Here is a 21141-nt window from a genome sequence, read left to right as displayed (position 1 = left end):
GACTGGGGGCATGAGACGTATGGCGACATATCCCGCCATCGGCGGAAAGGGGCGCGGCAATGGCCTCTCTGCGTGACTGGCTGTTCGGCCTGATCGGCCGTGGGCCCCGCCATGAAGAAGGGCAGGGGCGGCACCGGGGGCCTGCGACCCATGTGATCGTTCTGGACGGGACCATGTCCACGCTAGACGACGGCGATGAAACCAACGCCGGGATCACCTTCAAGCTGCTGCGCGAGGCGGGGATCAGGGCCAACCTGACCGTCTATTACGAGGCGGGTATTCAGTGGCGCGATTGGGCCGGAACCTATGGGGTGATGACCGGCAAGGGGATCAACCGGCAGATCGAACGGGCCTATGGGGTGCTGGCCTCGCGCTACCGCCCGGGGGACAAGATCATTTTGATCGGCTATTCCCGTGGCGCCTATGCGGTGCGCTCCCTGGCGGGGGTCATCGGCATGGTCGGACTGGTGCGCCACGATCAGGCAACGGTCCGCAATATCCGGCAGGCCTATCGCCATTACCGAACCGGCGCCCGCAGCAAATACGCCGCCAAATTCCGCGACCTCTATTGTCACCCCGATACCGAGATCGAGGCCGTGGCCTGCTGGGACACGGTCAAGGCGCTGGGGATGCGGCTGCCGATCATCTGGCGCTGGGCCGAGGCGACCCATCATTTCCACAACCACGGACTGTCGAACCATGTACTGCACGGGTTCCACGCGCTCGCGTTGGACGAAACGCGCGAGGCCTATGCCCCGGTCATGTGGGAAACCCCGCCAGACTGGCCCGGCGTGATGGAACAGGTCTGGTTCCGGGGCACGCACGGGGACGTGGGTGGGCAGCTGGGCGGCGACCACGCGGCCCGGCCACTGGCGAATATCCCGCTGGTCTGGCTTCTGGGTCGGCTGGAAGACTGCGGGCTGGACCTGCCGGACGGCTGGCGCGACAGGTTTCCCTGTGATGTTGGCGCGCCGTCGATCGGGACCTGGCGCGGCTGGGGCAAACTTTTCCTGTCGCGGCGGCGTCGGATCGTTGGCCGTGACCCGTCCGAACGGCTGCATGTCACGGCGCAGGGGCACCCCAAGGGGCAAACACTCGATCTGACAAAAACAGCCCGCCTGGCGGGACAGGCGGGCTGAAGGACGCGGGCGGGGCGAGTGACACGGGAATGGTGCCCCGCTGAACAGGGGCCCTCAGGCCACCTGCTGTAGCCGGACCCGGGGGGAGATTCCCAAGGCGTGGCAGACATCGCGCGTCAATTCGGGACGGTTCAGCGTGTAGAAATGCAGGTGATCGACGCCACCCTGCAGCAGATCATCACACAATTCAGTCGCCAGCGCCGTGGCCAGCAGATCGGTCGTGCCATCGCGGGTCGCATTGGTAAAAGCGTCCTCGACCACCTGCGGGATCGACGTGCCGCAGGACTTGGCGAACCGGCGCGCACCTTCCCAGTTTTCGATCGGCAGGATGCCGGGGATGATCGGCGCGTCGATCCCGGCCTTCACGCAGGCATCGCGGAACCGGAAAAAGGTCTCGGCCTCGAAGAAGAACTGGGTGATCGCGCTGGTCGCGCCCGCGTCGATCTTGCGCTTGAGCCAGTCGATATCGGCCTTCGCATCGGCGCTCTCGGGGTGTTTTTCAGGATAGGCTCCGACGCGGATGGTGAATTTCCCGGTGTCGGCCAGCGCTTCGATCAGTTCGACAGACGAGCCGAACCCGTCGGGGTTGGCGCGGAAACCGCCCGCACCTTTCGGCGGGTCGCCGCGCAGGGCGACGATTTCGGTCACGCCGGCGGCAGCATAGCTTTCGGCGATCTCCAGCGTTTCGGCCCGGCTGGCATCGACGCAGGTCAGATGCCCCGCAACAGTCAGGCCCGTTGCCTTGTGGATCGTGCCCACGGCCTCGTGGGTCAGGGTGCGGGTGGTGCCGCCCGCGCCATAGGTAACCGAGACGAACTCCGGCTCCAGCGGGGACAGGGCATGAACACAATCCCAAAGGCGGAACGACGCTTCGAGCGATTTGGGCGGGAAGAATTCGAAAGAAACCTTGGGGCGAGTCATGGGACACCTGTGTGACTTGAGTTGCCCCCTTGTCACCGATTTCTCCACATGAGACAAATTCATAACTTTCACAAAGATTATGAATCGAGTTTGGGAATGTATATCGAGTTCCGACACCTGCGCACCATCAAGGCGATCCATGAAACCGGGGGGCTGGCCCGGGCGGCAGACGTTCTGGGGATCACCCAGTCGGCCCTGTCGCATCAGATCAAAGGGATCGAGGATCAGGCCGGCGTCGAACTATTCGTGCGCCGGTCGAAACCGTTGAAATTGTCCGCGGCGGGCAAGAAACTCCTCTCCGCCGCCGACGACATCCTGCCCCGCATGGCCGCACTTGAGGCGGAATTCGCCGGGCTGATCTCGGGCAAGGCGGGGCGCTTGCATATCGCCATCGAATGCCACGCTTGCTTCGAATGGCTATTCCCGGTGCTGGAGCAGTTCCGCAAGGCCTGGCCCGAGGTGGACGTGGACATCCGTCCCGGCCTTGCCTTCGATGCCATGCCCGCCTTGCGCAAAGAGGAGGTGGATGTTGTCATCTCCTCGGACCCGGAAACCCTGCCGGGGGTCGAATTCACACCGCTTTTCGACTACGCCCCGGTCTTCGTAGCCTCTTCGCACAACCCGCTGGCCGAAAAGGCGGTCATCGAGGCCGAGGATTTCCGGGGCCAGACCCTGATAACCTATCCCGTGGACCGGTCACGTCTCGATATTTTCAAAATGCTCCTAAGTCCGGCCAAGGTGGAGCCAACGGCAATCCGACAGGTGGAACTGACGGCGGTGATCCTGATGCTGGTGGCGTCGGACCGGGGGGTATCGGTGCTGCCTGACTGGGTGGTGCGGCAGGTGAAAACCTCGTCCGACTATGTCACCCGCCCGTTGGTCCGGCCCGAGGGGATCACCCGGCGCCTGTTCGCGGCCACGCGGGAAGAAGACACAGCGCGGCCTTTCATGGCGCACTTCGCCCGATTGGCCCGGCAGGAAGCTGTGAAGTTACAGCGGTCTGCATGAAAGGCGGTCGGGTCAGGCCGTCGGATGCGGCATTGGCCGGTTGCCGTTCGGCATAAAGCCGCACCTTGGTTTCGGCCAATGGCCGGGCGCGCCCAAACAGGAATCCCTGGCCGTACCGACAGCCCAGCTGCCACAGGTGGTTCATCTGGGCTTCGGTCTCGACCCCTTCGGCGATGGTGGTCACACGCAACCCGCTTGCCATCGACAGAAAGCCCCGCACCAGGACTTCGGCCTTTGGATCGCGGCCAAGGTCCCTGACAAAACTGGTGTCGATCTTCAATTCGTCGAACTCCAGCTCTCGTAGGTGTTGGAAAGAGGCAAAACCGGTTCCGAAATCGTCCAGCGATACCCGCTGCCCCGCGGCGCGGAAATGGTTGATCGCAGACCGGATTGCATCGCTTGAACGGGCAAAGAACACATCCTCGGTAATTTCGAGCGTGATCAAGTGGCGCACCCCCGAATGCCGAGCCAGCAGTTCATCTAGGCCCTCGCGACCAGACCGGGTGGCAAGCGCTACCTCTGGCACGTTGATCGACACCTGTCCGGGGAACAGCCCTTCCGCGACCATGTCCTCAAGGTCCTGCAAAACGGTTTGGGCCATGTGCTGAAGGAAATCCCCCTGAAGGCCCAGTTCGTCGATCTGCGGCAAAAACCGGTCCGGGGTCAGCAGCCCCCGCATCGGGTGGTCCCAGCGGGCCAGCGCCTCGAACCCGATGGTCGTTCCGGTCTGAAAACAGACCTTGGGCTGGTAGTAGGGTTTAATCTCGCGCGCGGCCATCGCGGCGATCAGGACCTTGCGATCCTCAAGGCTGGCGCGCTCTTCAAAGTCTTCCGGGCGAAACAGCACGACGCTGTGGGCGTTGTCGCGCAGGGATTTTGCGCGGTACATCGCCTGGTCCGCAGCCTTGCAAAGCGTATCCACCTTGTTCCCCGCATAGCGTGTCAGCCCGATCCCGATGCTGGCCCCAACGGTCAGGTGCTTGTCCTCTACGATGATCGGTTTCTGGATGTCGCGCGATATGTATTCGGCCAGGCGGCGGGCGGCGGATTCAGACTGGATCGATGAAAAGGCCAAGGCGAATTCATCGCCCCCAAGTCGCGCGGCGATCCCGGTCTCTCCGACCTTGGCTTGGAGTCGTTGTGCGATTGTGCGCAAAACCTGATCGCCCGCGTCGTGGCTGTAGGTGTCGTTGATCGGCTTGAACCCGTCCAGATCGGCGAAGAATACCGCAACCTCTGTCCGGCCGCTCCTTGCCGAAAGCATCTTTTCCAAAGCTTCGTCAAAGGCATTGCGATTAAGAAGCCCGGTCAGGGGATCATGGCGCGATATATGTTCTAGCGCGCGGAGCCTGCTGTTCGCCTCGTCTCGCGCGGCGTTCAGGGCGCGACGCGTGTCCTTTTGCTTGTGCAGGGTTTCGACGGTGTTGAAGCAATAGACGACCATAAACCCGGAGGCGATTAGCCATTCACTTGCGCTTGCTGGCGCATAGTCCATCCGTGCGGCGACCCAGAACATCCCAAAGGCCGTCAGGAAGGTCGGTGCCATCAGGGTCCAGTTATACAGTGGCAAGGTCGCGAAATTGTTCGTCGTATGAACGAAGACTCCAAATATCCAAAGGTATCCCGCCAGTAACATCGCGGTGGTCGGAACCGACACCAGCACAAGCGCGGGAGAGACGTAGACCACGGTGCTTGCAAGGTTGAGCAGCCAAATTGCTGACATCAACACCACGGGGATCTCGCGAAAATTCGACGGAAGCTGTCGATACATGAGAAAAGAGGCAACTTCCGCGGCGCCCACGAGCGCAAGGAACAACAGCGCGACGGTCTCTTGGCCGATGAATTGAAGAAGCGCGGCCAGCATCAGTGCCGATGCCACCCGTTTCACTCGGTCCCGCGCTTCGATGTGAACGACGATACTCGTCTGATACCGAAGCTTGTCGATCGTTAACCCGAACATGTCACCGGCCCGTCTTGTCCCGGTTGGACTGTGACGCAAGGGAATAACCAAATGGTTAACGACCGGACCCGAACCACGCCCCCTTGCCCCGGGCGGGTCAAGCGCCTATACGCCCGGCCTGACCCCTCTTGCGGAGCCTGCCCCATGCAATTCAGCGCCAATCTCAACGTGATGATGAAGACCGCCCGTACCGCCGGCCGGTCGCTGCTGAAGGATTTTACCGAGGTGGAGAACCTGCAGGTCTCTTCCAAGGGGCCGGGCGACTTTGTCAGCAAGGCCGATCACCGGGCCGAAGAGATCATCCGCGAGGCGCTGATGACAGCCCGCCCGACCTATGGCTTTCTGGGTGAGGAGGGCAAGGAAATCGACGGTGAGGACCCGACCCGCCGCTGGGTCGTCGATCCGCTGGACGGGACCACGAACTTCCTGCACGGGTTGCCGCATTGGGCCGTGTCCATCGCGCTTGAACACAAGGGGCAGATCGTTGCCGGGGTCATCTATGACCCGGTCAAGGACGAACTGTTCCACGCGGAAAAGGGCGCGGGCGCCTGGATGAACCAAAGCCGGATCCGCGTGTCGGGCCGGTCGCGGATGATCGAATGCATCTTCGCCACCGGGCTGCCCTTCGGCGGCCGGTCGGACCTTCCCGCCACGCTGAAAGACCTTGGGCGGCTTCTGCCTGCTGTGGCCGGCGTGCGCCGGTTCGGGTCTGCGGCGCTGGACCTCGCCTATGTGGCGGCCGGCCGCTACGACGGGTTTTGGGAACGACGGCTGAACGCATGGGACATGGCCGCCGGGTTGGTGATCGCGAAAGAGGCGGGCGCCTTCGTCGAACCGCTGAACCCCGAGGGCGACATCCTTGCCGATGGCGAGGTGATCTGCGCCAACGAGCCGATCTTCCCGCAATTCGCCAAGGTCATTCGCGGCGCCTGATCGGTCAAAATTTCGTCCCAATCCGATGATAGGCGGCCCGCATGGACCGCCTTTTGTCTTTTCTGCACCGTTTTTACGCCGAAGAAGACGGGGCCGCGACCGTTGATTGGGTCGTGGGCACCGCTGCCGCCGTGATGCTTGGAATCGCGGTGATGAATTCGGTCGGCAACGGGGCCAAGGCGCTGGCCGACAAGATCTCGGCCACCATCGCCGGGATCGAGTTCACCTGGGTGCCGGAAGAAACCGGCGGCTTCTGACAGGCAGGGTGGGTCAATACCCACCTTACAGCCCGTCAACGCAATGTGCGACCCGGTCTGTTGCCAGCTTCCACATCCTCTGTTTGCCCAGAACATTACGGAAATACCGGCCATTTCAACGGCCGAAGTGGTTCTCTTTGGGCAACACAATTCCTATTGAGCGGCCAAAAAATGCATCACGCGCGCGAGCGTCGGATTGACTATCGTGGGGACACGCGAGTTCTATCAAACCCAGCGGCACAGGGAGTTCACCAATGTTGAAATGTAGTCAGAAAACGCAAAAACTACCTAGCGTGTTCCAGAGCCGCTGCCGGTTGGCCGGACACCAATTGTCTTTCATATGTTTGATAGTCTTTGTTGTGGCGGCGAACACCCTGCAGGCGCAAACGCGGATCGATGACGCAAGCTTTGGCCCAAGGCTGGTGTGTATTCCAGAAGTGAGCACGGCGGAATTACCGGCCTTTATTGTCAGGGGCGGTTCTCTAGAGGTGGAGCAGTATCAAATTCAAGTAGTTGGGTATGGGGAACCTCAACCGCTTGACCTAGCAGGAGGGCTTGCTTCCTTCCTTAGTAATACCGGGATCTTCGTTTTTTGGCCTGATAACAAATTTGTGCTAGTCCGAGCAGATAAGTCGACTATTGCCGGCTCCTGTGTTCCACTAGCGGACCTATTAAATGAGGTTGAACAGGACTTCCTCAAGGAACTCGCCGTTCAGAACGCCTTGGAACGACTGAGCTGCGAATCCTCGACCGAAGGCTTGTCGCAGACCTGCTCCGTTAGACTCGATGAGGTTCGAGCACGTTTGGCCTCGGCACTTGCTAGAATAGCGGAACTGGAAAGCGAGAATGCGCTGCTTTCAACTTTGCTCGATCAAGCAGACGCGGACGATTGATCGAGCAGCCAAAAGACAATCAGTCAAATGGTTGATTTGGCTTATTGGAACAATGTGAGGTGGGTCCTTTGTGAACGGACCTCGTAGGGCGGGCAACCCACCATCCCTTACCCAGCCAAAGGCGCGAACAGGTCAACCTCGTACCCGTCGGGGTCCACGACGGTTGCATAGCGCTGACCCCAGAAGGCGTCCCAGGGCTGCGTCTTGACCGTGAACCCCGCATCCGCCACCCGCGCGGTAACGCCGTCCACCTCGGCCGGGCTATCGCAGAGAAGGGCAAAGGCGGAATGGGTGGCCGGGGAGGGCGGTCGGTCCGTCAGTTCCTTGGCCAGTGTCGCGCTGTCGATCATCAGGCGCGCCTCGCCGGGCAGCGGCACCGCCTCTACATGCTGGGCGTCGGCGGCCACCTCGGGGATGTCAAACCCAAGACAGCGGTAAAAGGCGGCAGAGCGGGCCATGTCGCGGGCAGTGACGGCGACGGCGTCGATACGGGGCCGGGGCATGGCGGGGTCCTCTACTTGCGGCGGCGAACGGTGGGAATGCGGCTGTCGATCCGGGCATAGCGGGCTTCGGGGTGGGGCGGGTGCCCGTCGGTGCGCGACCAGAAGGCCGTGGCCCCCTTGCGCAGCCAGAGCGGCAGGGCAAGGGCAATCCCGACAAGAAATCCACCCGCATGGGCCCAATAGGCAACCCCGCCCGCCTGTCCGCTGTCGCCGACCCCGCTGAACAGCTGCAGCCCAAACCAGACCCCCAGCACGATCCAAGCGGGGATCGGGATGATCCGGAAAAAGAAGATGATGATGATCAGCACATCGACCTGCGCCTTGGGGAAGAACAGCAGATAGGCCCCCATCACCCCCGCAATCGCCCCCGAGGCCCCGATCATCGGCACGTTCGAGGCGGGGGCCGAGGCATATTGCGCCAGCCCCGCGCCCACACCCGCGGTCAGGTAGAACAGGAGGAAGCCGAGATGGCCCATCTCCTCTTCCATGTTGTCGCCGAAAATCCATAGAAACAGCATGTTACCGGCCAGATGCAGGAACCCGCCATGCAGAAACTGCGAGGTGATCAGCGCCAGCGGGTTGTCTCCGGAGGACAGCCGGTCAGGGATCAGGGCGTAATGCCAGTAAAGCTTGGCCAGATCGCGGTCGGTCTGAAAAACCGTCACCGTAAGGATGAAAACCGAGATATTCAGGATGATCAGGGCATAGGTGACATAGGCCACCTTGTCAGAGGGGTTATGGTCGCGGATCGGGAACATCGGTCTTCCGGCAATTGGGTCGCGGCCAGACTAACGGATTGGCCCGCCGCGTCACCATTGAAAAGGGATTGGACAGGGTAAGGAGGCGAAAGATGTTTCCGCTAATTCGACGACATTGCGGAAATCAGGACGTTCTTTCCCAAACAGAGAAATTCCAAATCCCGGCATTCCTTGGTCGCGCGGTTCACTTCGTCGACGGACAATCTGCCGCTCGCCTCAAACCAAAGGTGGTTTAACCGGGGGAAAAGGTGCGCAAGATCAGGGAGCGCTTCGAGCTTGCGAAATCGCGCTACCTTGAGGCGTTCGAGGGTTTCAGATGGATAAAGCAGGTCAAGGTTTTCAACGCTGCTCGAGATCAACTCCAATGTTCGAATACTGGACGGCAGTCTGAGCCATGGCTCGCGCAGCGACGTGTCACGCTTGTACTTCCAAAGGCTTATCCAGTGCAGCCGGTCCAAACATTCAAAGCCACAATCGCCCGTTCGATAGGAAAAGGACAATGTTTCAAGATCGGGGAAACGAGCGAAGTCGACGGGTTCCTTGCGTCCATCAATGTGAAGAGCAAGATGTTTAAGGCCCACAATCGTCGAGAGGGCATCAATGTTCAGCCTGCCCATGTCAGAAATTGACACCTACAACAGGTTCGGAAAGTGGAGCAGGACGGACAAATCTTCCCCTTGAAAAGACGACGGCCGAATGGCGACCCCGGTGTATCCGTTCGCAACATATTCGGCGATGCATTCGTCAATGCGATCTGTTTCCACGACAATCACGCTGGCCCGCATGTCGTGGCCCATCATGGTATAGAAATTGCCTTGGCTTTCTGACACTTCGATTGCCACGACTGTCCTTCCTTGAGCGAGACCAGCTAGCGTTCACCTGTAAGGCTAGGCCCCTACGACGGGCACTAGCTTGTCCGCCGATGCAACCCTAGCGACATTCTTGTGCCCCCTTCAATCCCATCGCATTGGCAGGGCTTGGGAACCGGACCTATTTTGACCGGTTCCCGACCAAGGGCCTCCGCCTGCGGACCTAGGCCGCGCTGCTTGCGGCCACCTCGGCCAGAAGGGCGGCGTTGCCCCCGGCGGCGGTGGTGTCGATGCAGACGTGCCGTTCGTGCAGCACATGGGCGGCGTCGGGCTGGGCGGTGACCAGCGCCACGATGGGGCCTTCGCGCCGGGCCAGGGCGGCCTCATAGGCGCGGGCGGTGTCCGCGTCGCCCCACCACAGCACGGTCGCTAAGGGGCCCAGCACGGTCAGCGCCTCGGGCGGCACATCACCCCCGGCCTCGACCGCGATTCCGCCGAGGGCGCGCACGGTGTCGGCCTGCGCCTTCGCGGCGGCAGTCCCCGGCCCAAGGCACAGAACAGGACCCCGGGGCGAGACGCCCAGCCGGTTGGATTCCCCGGTCGGCCCCGGCATCGCCACCGGGTCAGGCATTGCACCAGAGGGTGCGGCCTGCATCAGTGCCCCGGCCAGCGCGCCGGTGTCCGCCGCCCCGTCCCAACTGCCCACCGGCCCGGCAGCCGAAGGCGCGCGGAACCGTGGCAGGTAGTGCGGCCCCCCGGCCTTTGGCCCGGTTCCCGACAACCCCTCGCCCCCGAAGGGCTGGCTGCCGACAACGGCGCCAATCTGGTTGCGGTTGACATAGATGTTGCCCGCATGGACCCGCTCCACGATGGTCTGCACCCGGTCGTCGATCCGCGTGTGCAGCCCGAAGGTCAGCCCGTAGCCGGTGGCGTTGATCGTATCGATAACCGTCTCGATCTCATCGGCGCGGAAGGTGGCCACATGCAGGACTGGGCCGAAGATCTCCCGCTCCAGCGCGTTGATGCCGTCGACCCGGATCACCGTGGGCGACACGAAATGCCCGCCCTTGGGTTCCGGCAGTTCATGCAGGATGCGGCCCTCGGCCCGGGCGGCCTCAATATGGTCGCGTATGGTTTTCAGGGCCGGGGCGTCGATGACCGGTCCGATGTCGGTGGCAAGGTGCCAGGGGTTGCCGATGGACAGTTCATCCATCGCGCCCTTCAGCATTTTCAAAAGCTTGTCGGCAATGTCCTCCTGCACATAAAGGCAGCGCAGCGCCGAACAGCGTTGCCCGGCCGACCGGAAGGCGGACATGACGATGTCGCGGACCGCATGTTCCGGCAGGGCGGTGGAATCGACGATCATCGCGTTCAGTCCGCCGGTTTCGGCGATCAGCGGTGTGCCGGGGGCGCAATGCGCGGCCATCGCGGCGCGGATCTTCATCGCCGTGGCGGTGGACCCGGTGAAGGCCACGCCGTTCACCCGCGCGTCCGATGTCAGGGCCGCGCCTACAGCGCCGCCGCCGGGCAGCAGTTGCAGCGCCGTGCCCGGCACCCCCGCCTGATGCATCAGCGTCACCGCGCGGGCGGCGATCAGGGGCGTCTGTTCGGCGGGCTTCGCCAGCACGCCATTCCCGGCCGCCAGCGCAGCGGCCACCTGTCCGGTGAAGATCGCCAGCGGGAAGTTCCATGGGCTGATACAGGTCCAGACGCCGCGCGGGTCGGTGGCGTCGCCCGCCGCGCGGGCCTCGGCAGCGTAGTAGCGCAGGAAATCCGCCGCCTCGCGCACCTCGCCCACGGCGTCGAAAATGATCTTTCCCGCCTCGCGGGCGACAAGGGCGAAGATCTCCTCGGCGTTCTCTTCGTAAAGGTCGGCGACGCGGTCCAGCACATCGGCCCGCTCCGCCGCGCTGGCCTGCCAGGGACGGGCGGCGGCAAGTGCTGTGGCGATATCATCGGGGGTGGCTTCGCGCACCTCGCCCACCACATCCGACAGATCGGCGGGGTTGGGCATCGGGCGCGGGTCGGCGCCGGTTCCGCCGGTGGCGACCATCGGCGCGGCGGTCCAGCGGTGCGCCTGATAGGGGGCACGGCCCGCGTCGATCCCGGCCAGCGTCGGCACATGGGTAATATCCCAGCCTTTGGAATTGCGCCGATGCGGTGCGAACAACTCTGGCCCTGTTGGCAGGTGCAACCTTTGCCCCAGCGCGTCGAACGGGCAGGCGGCAACCACCTCGGCCGGGACATCCTCGTCGACGATCTGGTTAACGAAGCTGGAGTTGGCCCCGTTTTCCAACAGCCGCCGGACAAGGTAGGCCAGAAGGTCTTCATGGGCGCCGACGGGGGCATAGATGCGGCAGCGGGTGCCCTCAGATTTCAGCACGATCGTGTGCAGCGCCTCACCCATTCCGTGCAGCCGCTGGAATTCATAGTCGGCGGGGGTGCGGCCCATGTCGCGGGCCATGTGCAGGATCGCGGCGACCGTATGGGCGTTATGGGTGGCGAATTGCGGATAGATGCGGTCGGTCATGCCCAGAAGCTTGCGGGCGTTGCCGATATAGGAAATGTCGGTGGCCTCTTTCCGGGTGAAGACCGGGAAGCCGTCCATCCCTTCGACCTGTGCGCGCTTGATCTCGGCGTCCCAATAGGCCCCCTTGACCAGACGAACCATGATCCGGCGGTCATGCTTTTCGGCCATGGCGTGCAGCCAGTCGATCACATGGCTGGCGCGCTGGCCAAAGGCCTGCACCACCACGCCGAACCCGTCCCACCCCTTCAGAGCCGGTTCGGACAGGACGGCTTCGATCACGTCCAGCGACAGGGACAGCCGGTCGGCCTCTTCCGCGTCGACGTTCAACCCCATGCCCGCCGACTTCGCCAGCAGGGCCAGAGACCGCAGGCGAGGAACCAGTTCATCCATCACCCGCGACTTCTGGGCCTGTTCATAGCGGGCGTGCAGCGCCGACAGCTTGACCGAGATGCCGGGGTTTTCCGCCACCGACCCCTTGTCGCAATGGTCCGCGATCGAAGAAATCGCGCGCGAATAGGCAAGGTGGAAATGCTTGGCGTCATCCTCGGTCCGGGCCGCTTCGCCCAGCATGTCGTAGGAATAGGTGAACCCTTTGGCCTGCATTCCCTGCGCGCGTTTCATCGCGGCCTGAATGGTTTCGCCCAGAACGAACTGGCGGCCCATCTCCTTCATCGCGCGGGCCACGGCGGTGCGGATCACCGGTTCGCCCAGCCGCTTGATCGCGCCGCGCATGACCCGGCTCAGGCCGGTGCCTTCGTCGTCCAGAACCTTGCCTGTCAGCAAAAGCGCCCAGGTCGAGGCATTGACGAGCGACGAGGCTGAATGCCCAAGGTGCTTGCCCCAATCGGACGGGGCGATCTTGTCCTCGATCAGCGCGTCGATGGTATCGGCGTCCGGCACCCGCAACAGGGCCTCGGCCAGGCACATTAGCGCGATGCCCTCCTCGGTTGACAGGCCGTATTCGGCCAGAAACACTTCCATCAGGCCGGGATCTGCGGCGGCGCGGATCTGGCGCACAAAGTCGGCCCCCTTCGCGGCGATCTGGGCGCGGTCCGCAGCGGTCAGGGCGGCGGTCTGGGTCAGCCGATCGATAACTGGGGCCTCGGGGGCATAGATCGCCGCGTCGATTTCGGTGCGGATCTGGTCAAGCGGGGCGTGGGGCATGAATCACTCCATAGATGATCCGCCCAAGATACCGCATTGTTGCGGGGCGGTTCGCCTGCTATTGAAATATTTGAAAGCCATTTGATCCGAATAACGGGCCAAAACATGACCGAACGATTTTCCGATATGGACACATTCGACCGCAAGATTCTGGACGTGCTTGCGGTCGAGGGCCGGATCAGCGTGACCGAACTCGCCCGCCGGATCGGCCTGTCCAAATCGCCCACGCAGGCGCGGCTGAAACGATTGGAAGAAACAGGTGTGATCCGGGGCTATCGCGCCTTGTTCGATCCGATCCGGCTGGGCCGCGATCACGTCGCCTTTGTCGAGGTGAAGCTGACGGATACCCGCGAAAGCGCCTTGGCCGAATTCAACGCCGCGGTTCTTAAGATCGCCGAGGTGGAACAATGCCACCTGATCGCCGGGGCCTTCGACTACCTACTGAAGGTGCGCACCGCGTCGATGTCCGGGTATCGGCTGGTTCTTGCGGAAAAGATTTCCACGCTGCCCTATCTTGCCAATACGTCCACTTATGTGGCCATGCAGGCCGTCAAGGAAGAGGGGCTTGCCCCCGCCGCGCCGGCCTGACCTAATGCGGCAAGATTCAGGGAGTAACCAGTGAAACAGCGTATGAGTCACCGGCCGCGCCGGATTGGTCAGCGGGAATGGCTGCCCTTCATCCTGCATTCTTCGGCGGTCGTCCTAAGCGGCCTCTTGCTGTTTCTCGGCGTCTTTTCCGGAATGGCCGAAAAGGCGCTGGGTATCCTGTTCATGCTGCTTCTGATGACGCTGAAAGTGGCCTTTCACGAATTTGGCCACGCGATCATCGCCTATCGGGCCGGCGACTATACGGTGCGCAGTTCCGGTTACCTCACGCTCAATATCCTGCGTTACTCCGACCCCTTCACCTCGATCCTGCTGCCGGGGCTGATCTTCATCTGGTCGGGCATCTTCCTGCCCGGCGGTGCCGTCTATCTGAACCCTGCGCTGATCGACCAGAAAAAGAAGCTTTGGGTCGATCTGGGCGGGATCATCATGGATATCCTGACCCTGATCGCCCTGATTTTCATCGCCTATGCGACGTTTCCCTTTGGGTCGAAAACCTATGTCGCGCTGATGTCGACGGCGATTTACCTGTCGATCGGCTTCATCCTGTTCAACCTCTTGCCGATTCCGCCGCTGGATGGCTATTCGGCGCTGGCCGAGCTGGCACCGGCCCGCATCCGCGAAGCCATGTATCGGATCCGCGCACAGGCGGGGTTCATGATCCTGATGGCGGTGTTTTTCCTTGCCCGCGACCTGTTCGGGTTTCTTTGGGAGGCGGCCCGGTTCCTCTATACCCTCACCGGCCTTGATCTGATGTTCGCCTATTGGGGGCTGCAGATGATCCGGCTGTTCTGATCCCTTGGCGGGGCGCGGCACCTCTGCTAAGCCCCGGTCCGTGGCCCGCGTGGTGGAATGGTAGACATCGGAGACTTAAAATCTCTTGGCCGAAAGGCCGTGCCGGTTCGAGTCCGGCCGCGGGTACCACCCCTGATCCCCGAAAACCGTTGATATCACCGCCCCCTTGCGCCATTCAGTCCGCGCCGACCTTCGCGCGGCCAAGGGACAAGGGACAGCCATGACCACCGCCACCCCGGCACAGATCAGCATCGACGGTGTGACCGTGCAGCTGGGCGAGGTGCGGGCGCTGGACGGATTGACGGTGCAAACCGCTGACCGACGGATCGGGATCGTGGGGCGCAACGGCTCTGGCAAATCAACACTGGCGCGGGTGCTGTGTGGTCTGATCGCCCCCGAGGCGGGCCAAACCCGGGTGGGCGGCGTTGACGTTCTGACCGACCGCAAGGCGGCGATCCGCACGGTGGGCCTGTTGTTCCAGAACCCTGACCACCAGATCATCTTCCCGACCGTCGACGAAGAGATCTCCTTTGGCCTGCGACAACTGGGGCAGGGCAAGGAGGCGGCAGCAGATGCCACGGCGCGGATGCTGGCGCAATTTGGCAAATCTCATTGGGCGGGGCGGTCCGTCGCCACCCTCAGCCAGGGCCAGCGGCACCTTGTCTGCCTGATGGCGGTACTTGCGATGGACCCGGCCGTAATCGTGTTGGACGAACCGTTTTCCGGGCTCGATATCCCGACCACGCGGGCGTTGACCCGCTATCTGGACGCGCTGCCGCAGACGCTGGTGCATATCACCCATGATCCGGCTGTGATCGCCGGATATGACTGGGTGATCTGGCTGGACCGGGGCAAGGTCGCGGGGGATGGTGCCCCGGAAACGGTGCTGCCCGCCTACCGCGCCGCGATGGAGGAGGAGAGGCCCGATGCTGGCGCTGACCTCTGACATTCAGACGCCGTTTCACCGGTTGCGGGCGGGATGGAAACTCGCCGCTTTGTCGCTGTCCACCGTTGGGCTGTTCGCCCTGCAATCGCCCCTATGGCTGGCGGGCGCGGCGGCTGTCACCGTCGGGTTCTACCTGACTGGCGGTGTGCGTTTCGCTCAACTCGGTCTGAGGATGCTGCGGCCCCTTTGGCTGGTCCTCGCGCTGATCCTTTTGTGGCATGTAGTGACCGGGGACTGGGCACGCGGGACAGCCATCTGCCTGCGGCTGGGCACGGCGGTGGCGCTGGCCAACCTTGTGACGCTGACCACGAAACTATCTGACATGATCGACGTGCTGATTTGGCTGCTGTCGCCCCTCCGCGCGATTGGTCTGCGCACCGCGCCGCTGGCGCTGGCCATCGCGCTGGTGGTGCGCTTTGTCCCAGTTCTGGGGGACCGGGCGCGCAGCCTGACACAGGCGTGGAAGGCCCGGTCCACCCGCCCGCCCGCATGGCGGATCGTCCTGCCCCTGACCCTGTCTGCCCTTGACGACGCCGACCATGTGGCCGAGGCGCTGCGCGCGCGCGGCGGGGTGGCGGGAGACTTCCGCCCCTGATACACCACCGCTGACATTACGGAGGACCCCCGATGCACAGCCCCGAGAAATCCATCGCCCTCATCGCCCTTTTTGCCGCGCTGACCGCCGCGCTGGGGCTGATCCCGCAGTTCACCATGCCCTGGGGCGTGCCGATCACCGCCCAAAGCCTTGGGGTGATGCTGGCCGGGGCGGTTCTGGGTGCCAAACGGGGCGGGCTGTCGATGCTTCTCTTCGTGGGGCTGGTCGCCCTTGGTCTGCCTCTTCTGGCTGGCGGGCGCGGGGGGCTGGGCGTCTTTGCCTCGCCCACCGCCGGGTTCGTCGTGGGCTTTCCGATCGCCGCCTTTGTCACCGGTCTGGTGATGGAACGGCTGCGCGGGTCGATCGCGCTGTCGGCCGGGGTGGCTGCGGCCATTGGCGGGGTTCTGGTCCTCTATGTCTTTGGCATGGTGGGCTTTTACCTGCTCACCGATAGGACCCTGTTTGCCGCCATCGGCATCCTGTGGGTCTATATCCCCGGCGATCTGGTCAAGGTCGTGGTAACCGGGTTGATCCTGCGTGGGCTGTATCAGGCCCGGCCCGGCGCGATCCTGTCGCGGGGCTGATATGGCGCCGGGCGGCGACAGCCTGTTTGAACGGCGCACCTCGGTCCGGGCATTTCTGGACCGCCCCGTTGGCAAGGCGGAGGTCGCCGACCTTCTGCGCCTCGCCCGCATGGCCCCCAGCGGGGCCAACCTGCAACCGGGGCGGTTCCATGTGTTGACCGGCAGGCCCTTGGCCGCGCTTTCTGCCGCACTGACCGGCGCGGAGGCGGCGGGCAGACCACATGACGCCGATTATTCCTATTTTCCCCGTCCGATGCCCGCCGAATTGAAGGCGCTGCAACGGGCGGCGGGCTTTGCCCTTTACGCCGCCCTTGATATCGACAAGCGCGATCTTGACGGGCGGCGGGCGCAGTTCGACCGCAACTACCGGTTCTTCGATGCGCCTGTGGGCGTTGTCGTCACCATCCGGCCCGACATGGGCAAGGGGTGCTTCATGGATCTGGGCATGTGCCTGCAAACCTTCCTCCTGGCCGCGACCGAGGCCGGGCTTGGGGCCTGCGGGATCGGGGCACTGGCGAACCACGGGCGGCTGGTGCACGACCATTTGGGGCTGGGCGCGGACGAGCTGGTCGTCTGCGGTATCGCGCTGGGGCACCCTGACTGGGATCACCCGGTGAACCAGTTCCGGACCGAGCGGCTTTCGGTCGTAGAGATCGCGACCTTCCGGGGGTTTGACTAGCGGCAGGACCGGCGCGTGCTTTGCGATTAACCTAGATTTCCAGAACCAGCGCCGATCCAATCCCTCCTGCCGCCGCGATGGCGGCGACCCCCGCTCCGCCCGTCCGTGTGACCTCGTGAAACAGGCGCACGGCCAGAACCGCGCCGGAGGCCCCGACCGGGTGTCCCCGCGCCAGCGCCCCGCCGCCGGGATTGACGATGGCAGGGTCCAGCCCCGCGCCCTCGACACAGGCGATGGCCTGCACGGCATAGGCCTCCATCACCTCCGCCACCGACAGGTCCGCCGCAGCCCGCCCCGCCAGCGCCCGCTCAATCGCCGCCACCGGGGCCAGACCGGGCATGTCCGGCACCCCTCCGACCGAGGCAAAACCAGTGATCCGGGGCGCATCCGGGGCGAGGTCCGGCGCGACGACAAGGCAGAACGCTGCCCCGTCGGCGGCGACGGCGGCATTGGCGTGGGTAATCGGCCCGGCAATCACCTTGGCCCGCGCGGCCAGCGCCGGGGTCAGGTTGCGGGTGAAACTGTCGGCCACCACGCCAGCCACGGGAACGATCTCGGACGCCAGCCTGTCGCGCGCTGCCTGGGCCTTGAAATGGCTTGCCACGGCCCAGGCGTCCTGCCGGTCGCGGCCAATGTCCAGCGGGAGGGCAAGCGTGGCGGCGGCCTCCTCCATCTCGGGGTCGCGGTCGGGGAAGGGGGTGAAGGGCGGGCGGTCATAGGGGATCGGGTCGCCTGACACCGGCACATGGGACCGCAAGGGGCGGCGGGAATAGCTCTCGGCCCCGCCCGCGATCACGGCGCGGGCCTGTCCGCTTTCGACTAGTGCCTTGGCCAGTCCGATGGCGTCCAGCCCCCCGGCGCATTGCCGGTCGATGCTCAGCCCCGCGACGGTTTCGGGCAGACCGGCGGCAAGGGCGGTCAGCCGCGCGGGGTTTCCGCCGCCACCCATGGCATTGGACAGGATCACCTCGTCCACCAGTTCGGGCGCGATCCCCGCATCGTCCAGAAGCGCCCGGATCACCGGCGCGGCAAGGGCGTGGATGGACAGGGCCGACAGCGCCCCGCCCCTTGGGCAGACAGCGGTGCGGCGGGCGGCTAGGATACGGGCGGTCATGCGCCACCCTCGACCAATCGGGCCAGCGCGTGCAAGTCCGTCTTGCCGCCGGGCAGCAGGGGCCAGTCGGGCAGGGGGCGCAGCCAGCGGGGGGCGAGGCCGGGGCCAAGGGCCGCGCGGCAGGCGGCCATCAGCACCTCGGGCGCGGCGTCGCCTGCGTAAAACCCCACCGGCACCGCGCCACGTTTGGGGTCGGTCAGGGGCAGGATGGCGGTATGGGTCACGCCGGGCTGGGCGGTCAGCACCGCCTCGATCGTCTCGGGGTGCAGGTTGCGGTCGGCCACGGTGAACATGCGGTCGGCGCGGCCCGTCAGGAACAGGTTTCCGGCGGCGTCCAGATGCCCGGTTTCCCCGACCGTCACCCATCCGTCGACGACCTGTATGCTGTTCGACTGTCCCACCGCATAGCCGTCAAACAGATAGGGGCTTCGGAGCCAGACGAGGCCCGCAGCGTCCACCCGCAGGTCAACGCCGGGATAGGGGCGTCCGACCGACCCCTCGGGGGTGGTCGCATCGGACAGGGTGGCGAAACTGGTTTCTGCCGCGCCGTAGAACACCTCGACCGATGCGTTCGGGGCAAGACGGGTAAGGGCGGCGCGTTGGATTGCACCAAAGGCCCCGCCACCCACCGACACATGGCGCAGGGCGGGCAGGGGCCGGGCGGCTTGCACGATCTGCCCCACTTGGGTGGGCGTCGCGTAAAGCAACGTCACCCCGTCCAGCGCAGCGGCCTGTCGGTCCGGGCGCAGGCCGGTCAGGACATCGACGGCCACGCCCAGATGCAGCCCTTCGACAAGCGCGTAAAGCGACAGGGATTGATCCAGCCCGCCCAGAACTGCCAGCCGGTCGTCGGGGGTGACGTCCCATCGGCGCGCCGTTTCCCGAAAGCTGGTAATCCATGATGCGTGACTGCGGCGAATGCGTTTCGGCGCGCCGGTCGAGCCAGAGGTGGCGGTGTGAAATATCCCCGCCTGCTCGTGCAGCCCCGCCGGGGTTGAAGAGAGGCAAAATGGCGCTCCGCTTGCCAGACAGCCCACCAGCGCGTGCAGCGCGTCGGCAAGGGGCAGGGGGGCGATGTCGCGCACAGGCACCGGGCCGGGCGGGCAGGGCGTGGCGCTGCTGCGCAGGGCCACGGGCTGCCCGGCGACGGTCAGCCGGGCCGCCGCATGGATATGGAACCGGTCAGTCGCGGGTTCCGGCAAAGCGGACCTGCCAGTCTTCCCGGGCCTCGTCGCTGATCTTGGAGAACAGGTTGTCGGGCACCGTAAAGGCATGGCCGGGGGCCAGCCGGGTCAGCGCCGAAGCGGCGCTTTCGGGCCAGTCGGCGGAAACGCCCATTGCGGTCGCCATCGCCTCTGCCGCGTCTGGGATGAACGGGGCAGACAGGGCCGCGTAAAGCGGGATCAGGTTCAACGCAAAGCGGACCTGCGCGGCGGCGGTCTCCGGGTCTTCCTTGAAGGTGGCCCAGGGCGCGGCCTCTTGCAGGTATTCATTCCCCAAGACCCAGATCGCCCGCAGTTCGGCGGCAGATTTGCGGACTTCGATGGTGTCCATGAACCCTTCATAGGCGGTGATCCGGTCCTGAAGCGCCGCGATCAGCGCCTCTTCTCGCGGGCCATAGGCGCCGCCTTCGGGGACCACTTCGCCGAACTTCGACCGGCAGAACTTGGTCACGCGGGACACGAAATTGCCCAGCACATCGGCCAGATCCTTGTTCACCGAGGTCTGGAAGTTCTCCCAGGTGAATTCACTGTCCGAGCTTTCCGGCGCATGGGACAGAAGCCACCAGCGCCAGTAGTCGGCGGGCAGGATCTCGAGCGCCTGATCCATGAAGACGCCGCGCCCGCGCGATGTGCTGAACTGGCCTCCGTCATAGTTGAGGTAGTTGAACGATTTGATGAAATCGACAAGCTTCCACGGCTCGCCGGACCCAAGGATCGTGGCGGGGAAGGACAGGGTGTGGAAGGGCACGTTATCCTTGCCCATGAACTGGGTATAGGTCACGTCCTCGGCGCCCTTGTCGGTGCGCCACCAGCGTTCCCAGTCGTCGCCCTTGCCCGCTTCGACCCATTCCGAGCCACAGGCGATATATTCGATGGGCGCGTCGAACCAGACATAGAAGACCTTGCCTTCCATGCCCGGCCAATCCGCGTCGCCTTTCTTGACCGGGATGCCCCAGTCCAGATCGCGGGTGATGCCGCGGTCCTGCAATCCGTCTCCGTCGTTCAGCCATTTCTTGGCGATCGACGTGGTCAGCACCGGCCAGCCTTCGCGGGTGTCGATCCAGTCTTCCAATTGATCCTTCAGCTTGGACTGGCAGAGATACAGGTGCTTGGTTTCCCGCATCTCAAGGTCGGTCGAGCCGGAGATGGTCGAATGCGGGTTGATCAGGTCGACGGGGTCCAACTGCTTGGTGCAGTTGTCGCACTGGTCGCCTCGGGCGCTGTCGAACCCGCAATTGGGGCAGGTGCCTTCGATATAGCGGTCGGGCAGGAACCGCCCGTCTGCGTGGGAATACATCTGGGTTTCGCTGACTTCGCGGATCAGCCCGGCCTCGGCCAGTCGCCCCGCGAAATGCTGGGTCAGCTTGTGGTTCTGGGGGCTGGACGAGCGGCCGAAATGGTCAAATGACAGGCGAAAGCCTTCGGCGATGCGCGACTGCACCTCGTGCATTTCCGCGCAGTATTCCGCAACCGGCTTGCCCGCCTTGGCCGCGGCCAGTTCTGCCGGGGTGCCGTGTTCATCGGTGGCGCAGAGAAACAGCACCTCATTGCCGCGCCCGCGCTGATACCGGGCGAACAGGTCGGCGGGAAGCTGGCTGCCCACGAGGTTCCCAAGGTGCTTGATCCCGTTGATGTAAGGGATCGCAGAGGTGATCAGATGCCGTGCCATATCCATGCCTGCCAAAATCGTTCCGCGCTTTCATAGTGGAGCATGGCGCGGGATG

The 21141-nt window shown here is 64.1% G+C and carries 21 protein-coding genes and 1 tRNA gene; 12 read left to right on the top strand and 10 right to left on the bottom strand.

Annotated elements, in window-relative coordinates; all coding sequences use genetic code 11:
* Positions 1–59: 59 nt before the first annotated feature.
* Positions 60–1139 carry a DUF2235 domain-containing protein gene (locus U3648_RS09820; protein WP_420859054.1) on the top strand — a complete coding sequence of 360 codons (1080 nt, stop codon included), beginning with the start codon at positions 60–62 and terminating at the stop codon, positions 1137–1139.
* A 54-nt stretch (positions 1140–1193) separates the two neighbouring features.
* Here U3648_RS09820 and metF read toward each other — a convergent pair whose 3' ends face one another.
* Positions 1194–2060, bottom strand: coding sequence for a methylenetetrahydrofolate reductase [NAD(P)H] (gene metF, locus U3648_RS09815; protein ID WP_420859053.1), 867 nt, complete (start codon positions 2058–2060; stop codon positions 1194–1196).
* A 96-nt stretch (positions 2061–2156) separates the two neighbouring features.
* On the opposite strand from metF, the gene U3648_RS09810 reads away from it, so the two are divergent.
* Positions 2157–3068, top strand: coding sequence for a LysR family transcriptional regulator (locus tag U3648_RS09810; protein ID WP_420859052.1), 912 nt, complete (start codon positions 2157–2159; stop codon positions 3066–3068).
* Here U3648_RS09810 and U3648_RS09805 read toward each other — a convergent pair.
* On the bottom strand, positions 3007–5028 hold the full coding sequence (locus U3648_RS09805) for a putative bifunctional diguanylate cyclase/phosphodiesterase (protein ID WP_420859051.1): 2022 nt from the start codon (positions 5026–5028) through the stop codon (positions 3007–3009). The two genes, U3648_RS09810 and U3648_RS09805, sit on opposite strands and share 62 nt — an antisense overlap.
* Positions 5029–5172: 144 nt before the next feature.
* Here U3648_RS09805 and U3648_RS09800 point away from each other — a divergent pair, with 144 nt between their 5' ends.
* The 3 genes from U3648_RS09800 to U3648_RS09790 all read left to right on the top strand — a co-directional run bounded on the left by U3648_RS09800 (position 5173) and on the right by U3648_RS09790 (position 7111).
* Positions 5173–5961 (top strand): inositol monophosphatase family protein, encoded by a 789-nt coding sequence (locus tag U3648_RS09800; RefSeq protein WP_420859050.1) that lies wholly within the window; start codon positions 5173–5175, stop codon positions 5959–5961.
* A 41-nt stretch (positions 5962–6002) separates the two neighbouring features.
* Positions 6003–6218, top strand: a complete 216-nt coding sequence (locus U3648_RS09795; RefSeq protein WP_420859049.1) for a Flp family type IVb pilin — start codon at positions 6003–6005, stop codon at positions 6216–6218.
* A gap of 254 nt (positions 6219–6472) precedes the next feature.
* On the top strand, positions 6473–7111 hold the full coding sequence (locus U3648_RS09790) for a hypothetical protein (protein WP_420859048.1): 639 nt from the start codon (positions 6473–6475) through the stop codon (positions 7109–7111).
* 107 nt (positions 7112–7218) lie between these two features.
* Here U3648_RS09790 and U3648_RS09785 read toward each other — a convergent pair whose 3' ends face one another.
* The 5 genes from U3648_RS09785 to putA form a co-directional block, all read right to left on the bottom strand.
* On the bottom strand, positions 7219–7614 hold the full coding sequence (locus tag U3648_RS09785) for a VOC family protein (RefSeq protein ID WP_420859047.1): 396 nt from the start codon (positions 7612–7614) through the stop codon (positions 7219–7221).
* 11 nt (positions 7615–7625) lie between these two features.
* Positions 7626–8372, bottom strand: a complete 747-nt coding sequence (locus U3648_RS09780; protein ID WP_420859046.1) for a rhomboid family intramembrane serine protease — start codon at positions 8370–8372, stop codon at positions 7626–7628.
* Between the two features lie 101 nt (positions 8373–8473).
* Positions 8474–8989: a hypothetical protein gene (locus U3648_RS09775; protein ID WP_420859045.1), complete on the bottom strand. Its 516-nt coding sequence runs from the start codon at positions 8987–8989 to the stop codon at positions 8474–8476.
* Positions 8990–9004: 15 nt separating this feature from the next.
* Complete coding sequence (locus U3648_RS09770) at positions 9005–9214, bottom strand: hypothetical protein (RefSeq protein WP_420859044.1); 210 nt, start codon at positions 9212–9214, stop codon at positions 9005–9007.
* 190 nt (positions 9215–9404) lie between these two features.
* Complete coding sequence (gene putA / locus U3648_RS09765) at positions 9405–12875, bottom strand: bifunctional proline dehydrogenase/L-glutamate gamma-semialdehyde dehydrogenase PutA (RefSeq protein WP_420859043.1); 3471 nt, start codon at positions 12873–12875, stop codon at positions 9405–9407.
* 105 nt (positions 12876–12980) lie between these two features.
* On the opposite strand from putA, the gene U3648_RS09760 reads away from it, so the two are divergent.
* The 7 genes from U3648_RS09760 to U3648_RS09730 all read left to right on the top strand — a co-directional run bounded on the left by U3648_RS09760 (position 12981) and on the right by U3648_RS09730 (position 17080).
* Entirely contained in the window at positions 12981–13463 is a 483-nt protein-coding gene (locus tag U3648_RS09760; RefSeq protein ID WP_420859042.1) for an Lrp/AsnC family transcriptional regulator, read from the top strand.
* Positions 13464–13493: 30 nt separating this feature from the next.
* Positions 13494–14276 carry a site-2 protease family protein gene (locus U3648_RS09755; protein WP_420859041.1) on the top strand — a complete coding sequence of 261 codons (783 nt, stop codon included), beginning with the start codon at positions 13494–13496 and terminating at the stop codon, positions 14274–14276.
* Positions 14277–14319: 43 nt separating this feature from the next.
* Positions 14320–14405 (top strand) — tRNA-Leu (locus U3648_RS09750).
* 91 nt (positions 14406–14496) lie between these two features.
* A complete protein-coding gene (locus tag U3648_RS09745; protein ID WP_420859040.1) occupies positions 14497–15222 on the top strand; it encodes an energy-coupling factor ABC transporter ATP-binding protein in 726 nt (241 codons plus the stop codon).
* The gene (locus tag U3648_RS09740) at positions 15203–15817 is read left to right on the top strand and encodes an energy-coupling factor transporter transmembrane component T family protein (protein WP_420859039.1); all 615 of its coding nucleotides are present in this window, start codon (positions 15203–15205) and stop codon (positions 15815–15817) included. The genes U3648_RS09745 and U3648_RS09740 overlap by 20 nt, the downstream gene beginning before the upstream one ends.
* A gap of 32 nt (positions 15818–15849) precedes the next feature.
* Positions 15850–16401 carry a biotin transporter BioY gene (locus U3648_RS09735; protein ID WP_420859038.1) on the top strand — a complete coding sequence of 184 codons (552 nt, stop codon included), beginning with the start codon at positions 15850–15852 and terminating at the stop codon, positions 16399–16401.
* 1 nt (position 16402) lies between these two features.
* Positions 16403–17080 (top strand): nitroreductase, encoded by a 678-nt coding sequence (locus tag U3648_RS09730; RefSeq protein ID WP_420859037.1) that lies wholly within the window; start codon positions 16403–16405, stop codon positions 17078–17080.
* Positions 17081–17111: 31 nt separating this feature from the next.
* Here the strand turns inward: U3648_RS09730 and U3648_RS09725 are convergent, their stop codons facing one another.
* From U3648_RS09725 to metG, 3 genes are read right to left on the bottom strand one after another with little or no spacing between them, the layout of a single operon-like run.
* Positions 17112–18194 (bottom strand): acetyl-CoA C-acyltransferase, encoded by a 1083-nt coding sequence (locus tag U3648_RS09725; RefSeq protein WP_420859036.1) that lies wholly within the window; start codon positions 18192–18194, stop codon positions 17112–17114.
* On the bottom strand, positions 18191–19396 hold the full coding sequence (locus U3648_RS09720; protein ID WP_420859035.1) for an AMP-binding protein: 1206 nt from the start codon (positions 19394–19396) through the stop codon (positions 18191–18193). The genes U3648_RS09725 and U3648_RS09720 overlap by 4 nt, the downstream gene beginning before the upstream one ends.
* On the bottom strand, positions 19377–21086 hold the full coding sequence (gene metG, locus U3648_RS09715) for a methionine--tRNA ligase (protein ID WP_420859034.1): 1710 nt from the start codon (positions 21084–21086) through the stop codon (positions 19377–19379). The genes U3648_RS09720 and metG overlap by 20 nt, the downstream gene beginning before the upstream one ends.
* Positions 21087–21141: the final 55 nt, after the last annotated feature.

The organism is Marivivens marinus, assembly GCF_035969385.1.
Lineage (GTDB): Bacteria > Pseudomonadota > Alphaproteobacteria > Rhodobacterales > Rhodobacteraceae > SELP01.
This window is presented reverse-complemented; position numbering and strand designations above follow the sequence as displayed.

Coding starts and splice junctions, on each gene's coding strand:
- U3648_RS09820 (WP_420859054.1), top strand. CDS start 60: ATGGCCTCTCTGCGTGACTGGCTGTTCGGCCTGATCGGCCGTGGGCCC.
- metF (WP_420859053.1), bottom strand. CDS start 2,060: ATGACTCGCCCCAAGGTTTCTTTCGAATTCTTCCCGCCCAAATCGCTC.
- U3648_RS09810 (WP_420859052.1), top strand. CDS start 2,157: ATGTATATCGAGTTCCGACACCTGCGCACCATCAAGGCGATCCATGAA.
- U3648_RS09805 (WP_420859051.1), bottom strand. CDS start 5,028: ATGTTCGGGTTAACGATCGACAAGCTTCGGTATCAGACGAGTATCGTC.
- U3648_RS09800 (WP_420859050.1), top strand. CDS start 5,173: ATGCAATTCAGCGCCAATCTCAACGTGATGATGAAGACCGCCCGTACC.
- U3648_RS09795 (WP_420859049.1), top strand. CDS start 6,003: ATGGACCGCCTTTTGTCTTTTCTGCACCGTTTTTACGCCGAAGAAGAC.
- U3648_RS09790 (WP_420859048.1), top strand. CDS start 6,473: ATGTTGAAATGTAGTCAGAAAACGCAAAAACTACCTAGCGTGTTCCAG.
- U3648_RS09785 (WP_420859047.1), bottom strand. CDS start 7,614: ATGCCCCGGCCCCGTATCGACGCCGTCGCCGTCACTGCCCGCGACATG.
- U3648_RS09780 (WP_420859046.1), bottom strand. CDS start 8,372: ATGTTCCCGATCCGCGACCATAACCCCTCTGACAAGGTGGCCTATGTC.
- U3648_RS09775 (WP_420859045.1), bottom strand. CDS start 8,989: ATGGGCAGGCTGAACATTGATGCCCTCTCGACGATTGTGGGCCTTAAA.
- putA (WP_420859043.1), bottom strand. CDS start 12,875: ATGCCCCACGCCCCGCTTGACCAGATCCGCACCGAAATCGACGCGGCG.
- U3648_RS09760 (WP_420859042.1), top strand. CDS start 12,981: ATGACCGAACGATTTTCCGATATGGACACATTCGACCGCAAGATTCTG.
- U3648_RS09745 (WP_420859040.1), top strand. CDS start 14,497: ATGACCACCGCCACCCCGGCACAGATCAGCATCGACGGTGTGACCGTG.
- U3648_RS09740 (WP_420859039.1), top strand. CDS start 15,203: ATGCTGGCGCTGACCTCTGACATTCAGACGCCGTTTCACCGGTTGCGG.
- U3648_RS09735 (WP_420859038.1), top strand. CDS start 15,850: ATGCACAGCCCCGAGAAATCCATCGCCCTCATCGCCCTTTTTGCCGCG.
- U3648_RS09730 (WP_420859037.1), top strand. CDS start 16,403: ATGGCGCCGGGCGGCGACAGCCTGTTTGAACGGCGCACCTCGGTCCGG.
- U3648_RS09725 (WP_420859036.1), bottom strand. CDS start 18,194: ATGACCGCCCGTATCCTAGCCGCCCGCCGCACCGCTGTCTGCCCAAGG.
- metG (WP_420859034.1), bottom strand. CDS start 21,086: ATGGCACGGCATCTGATCACCTCTGCGATCCCTTACATCAACGGGATC.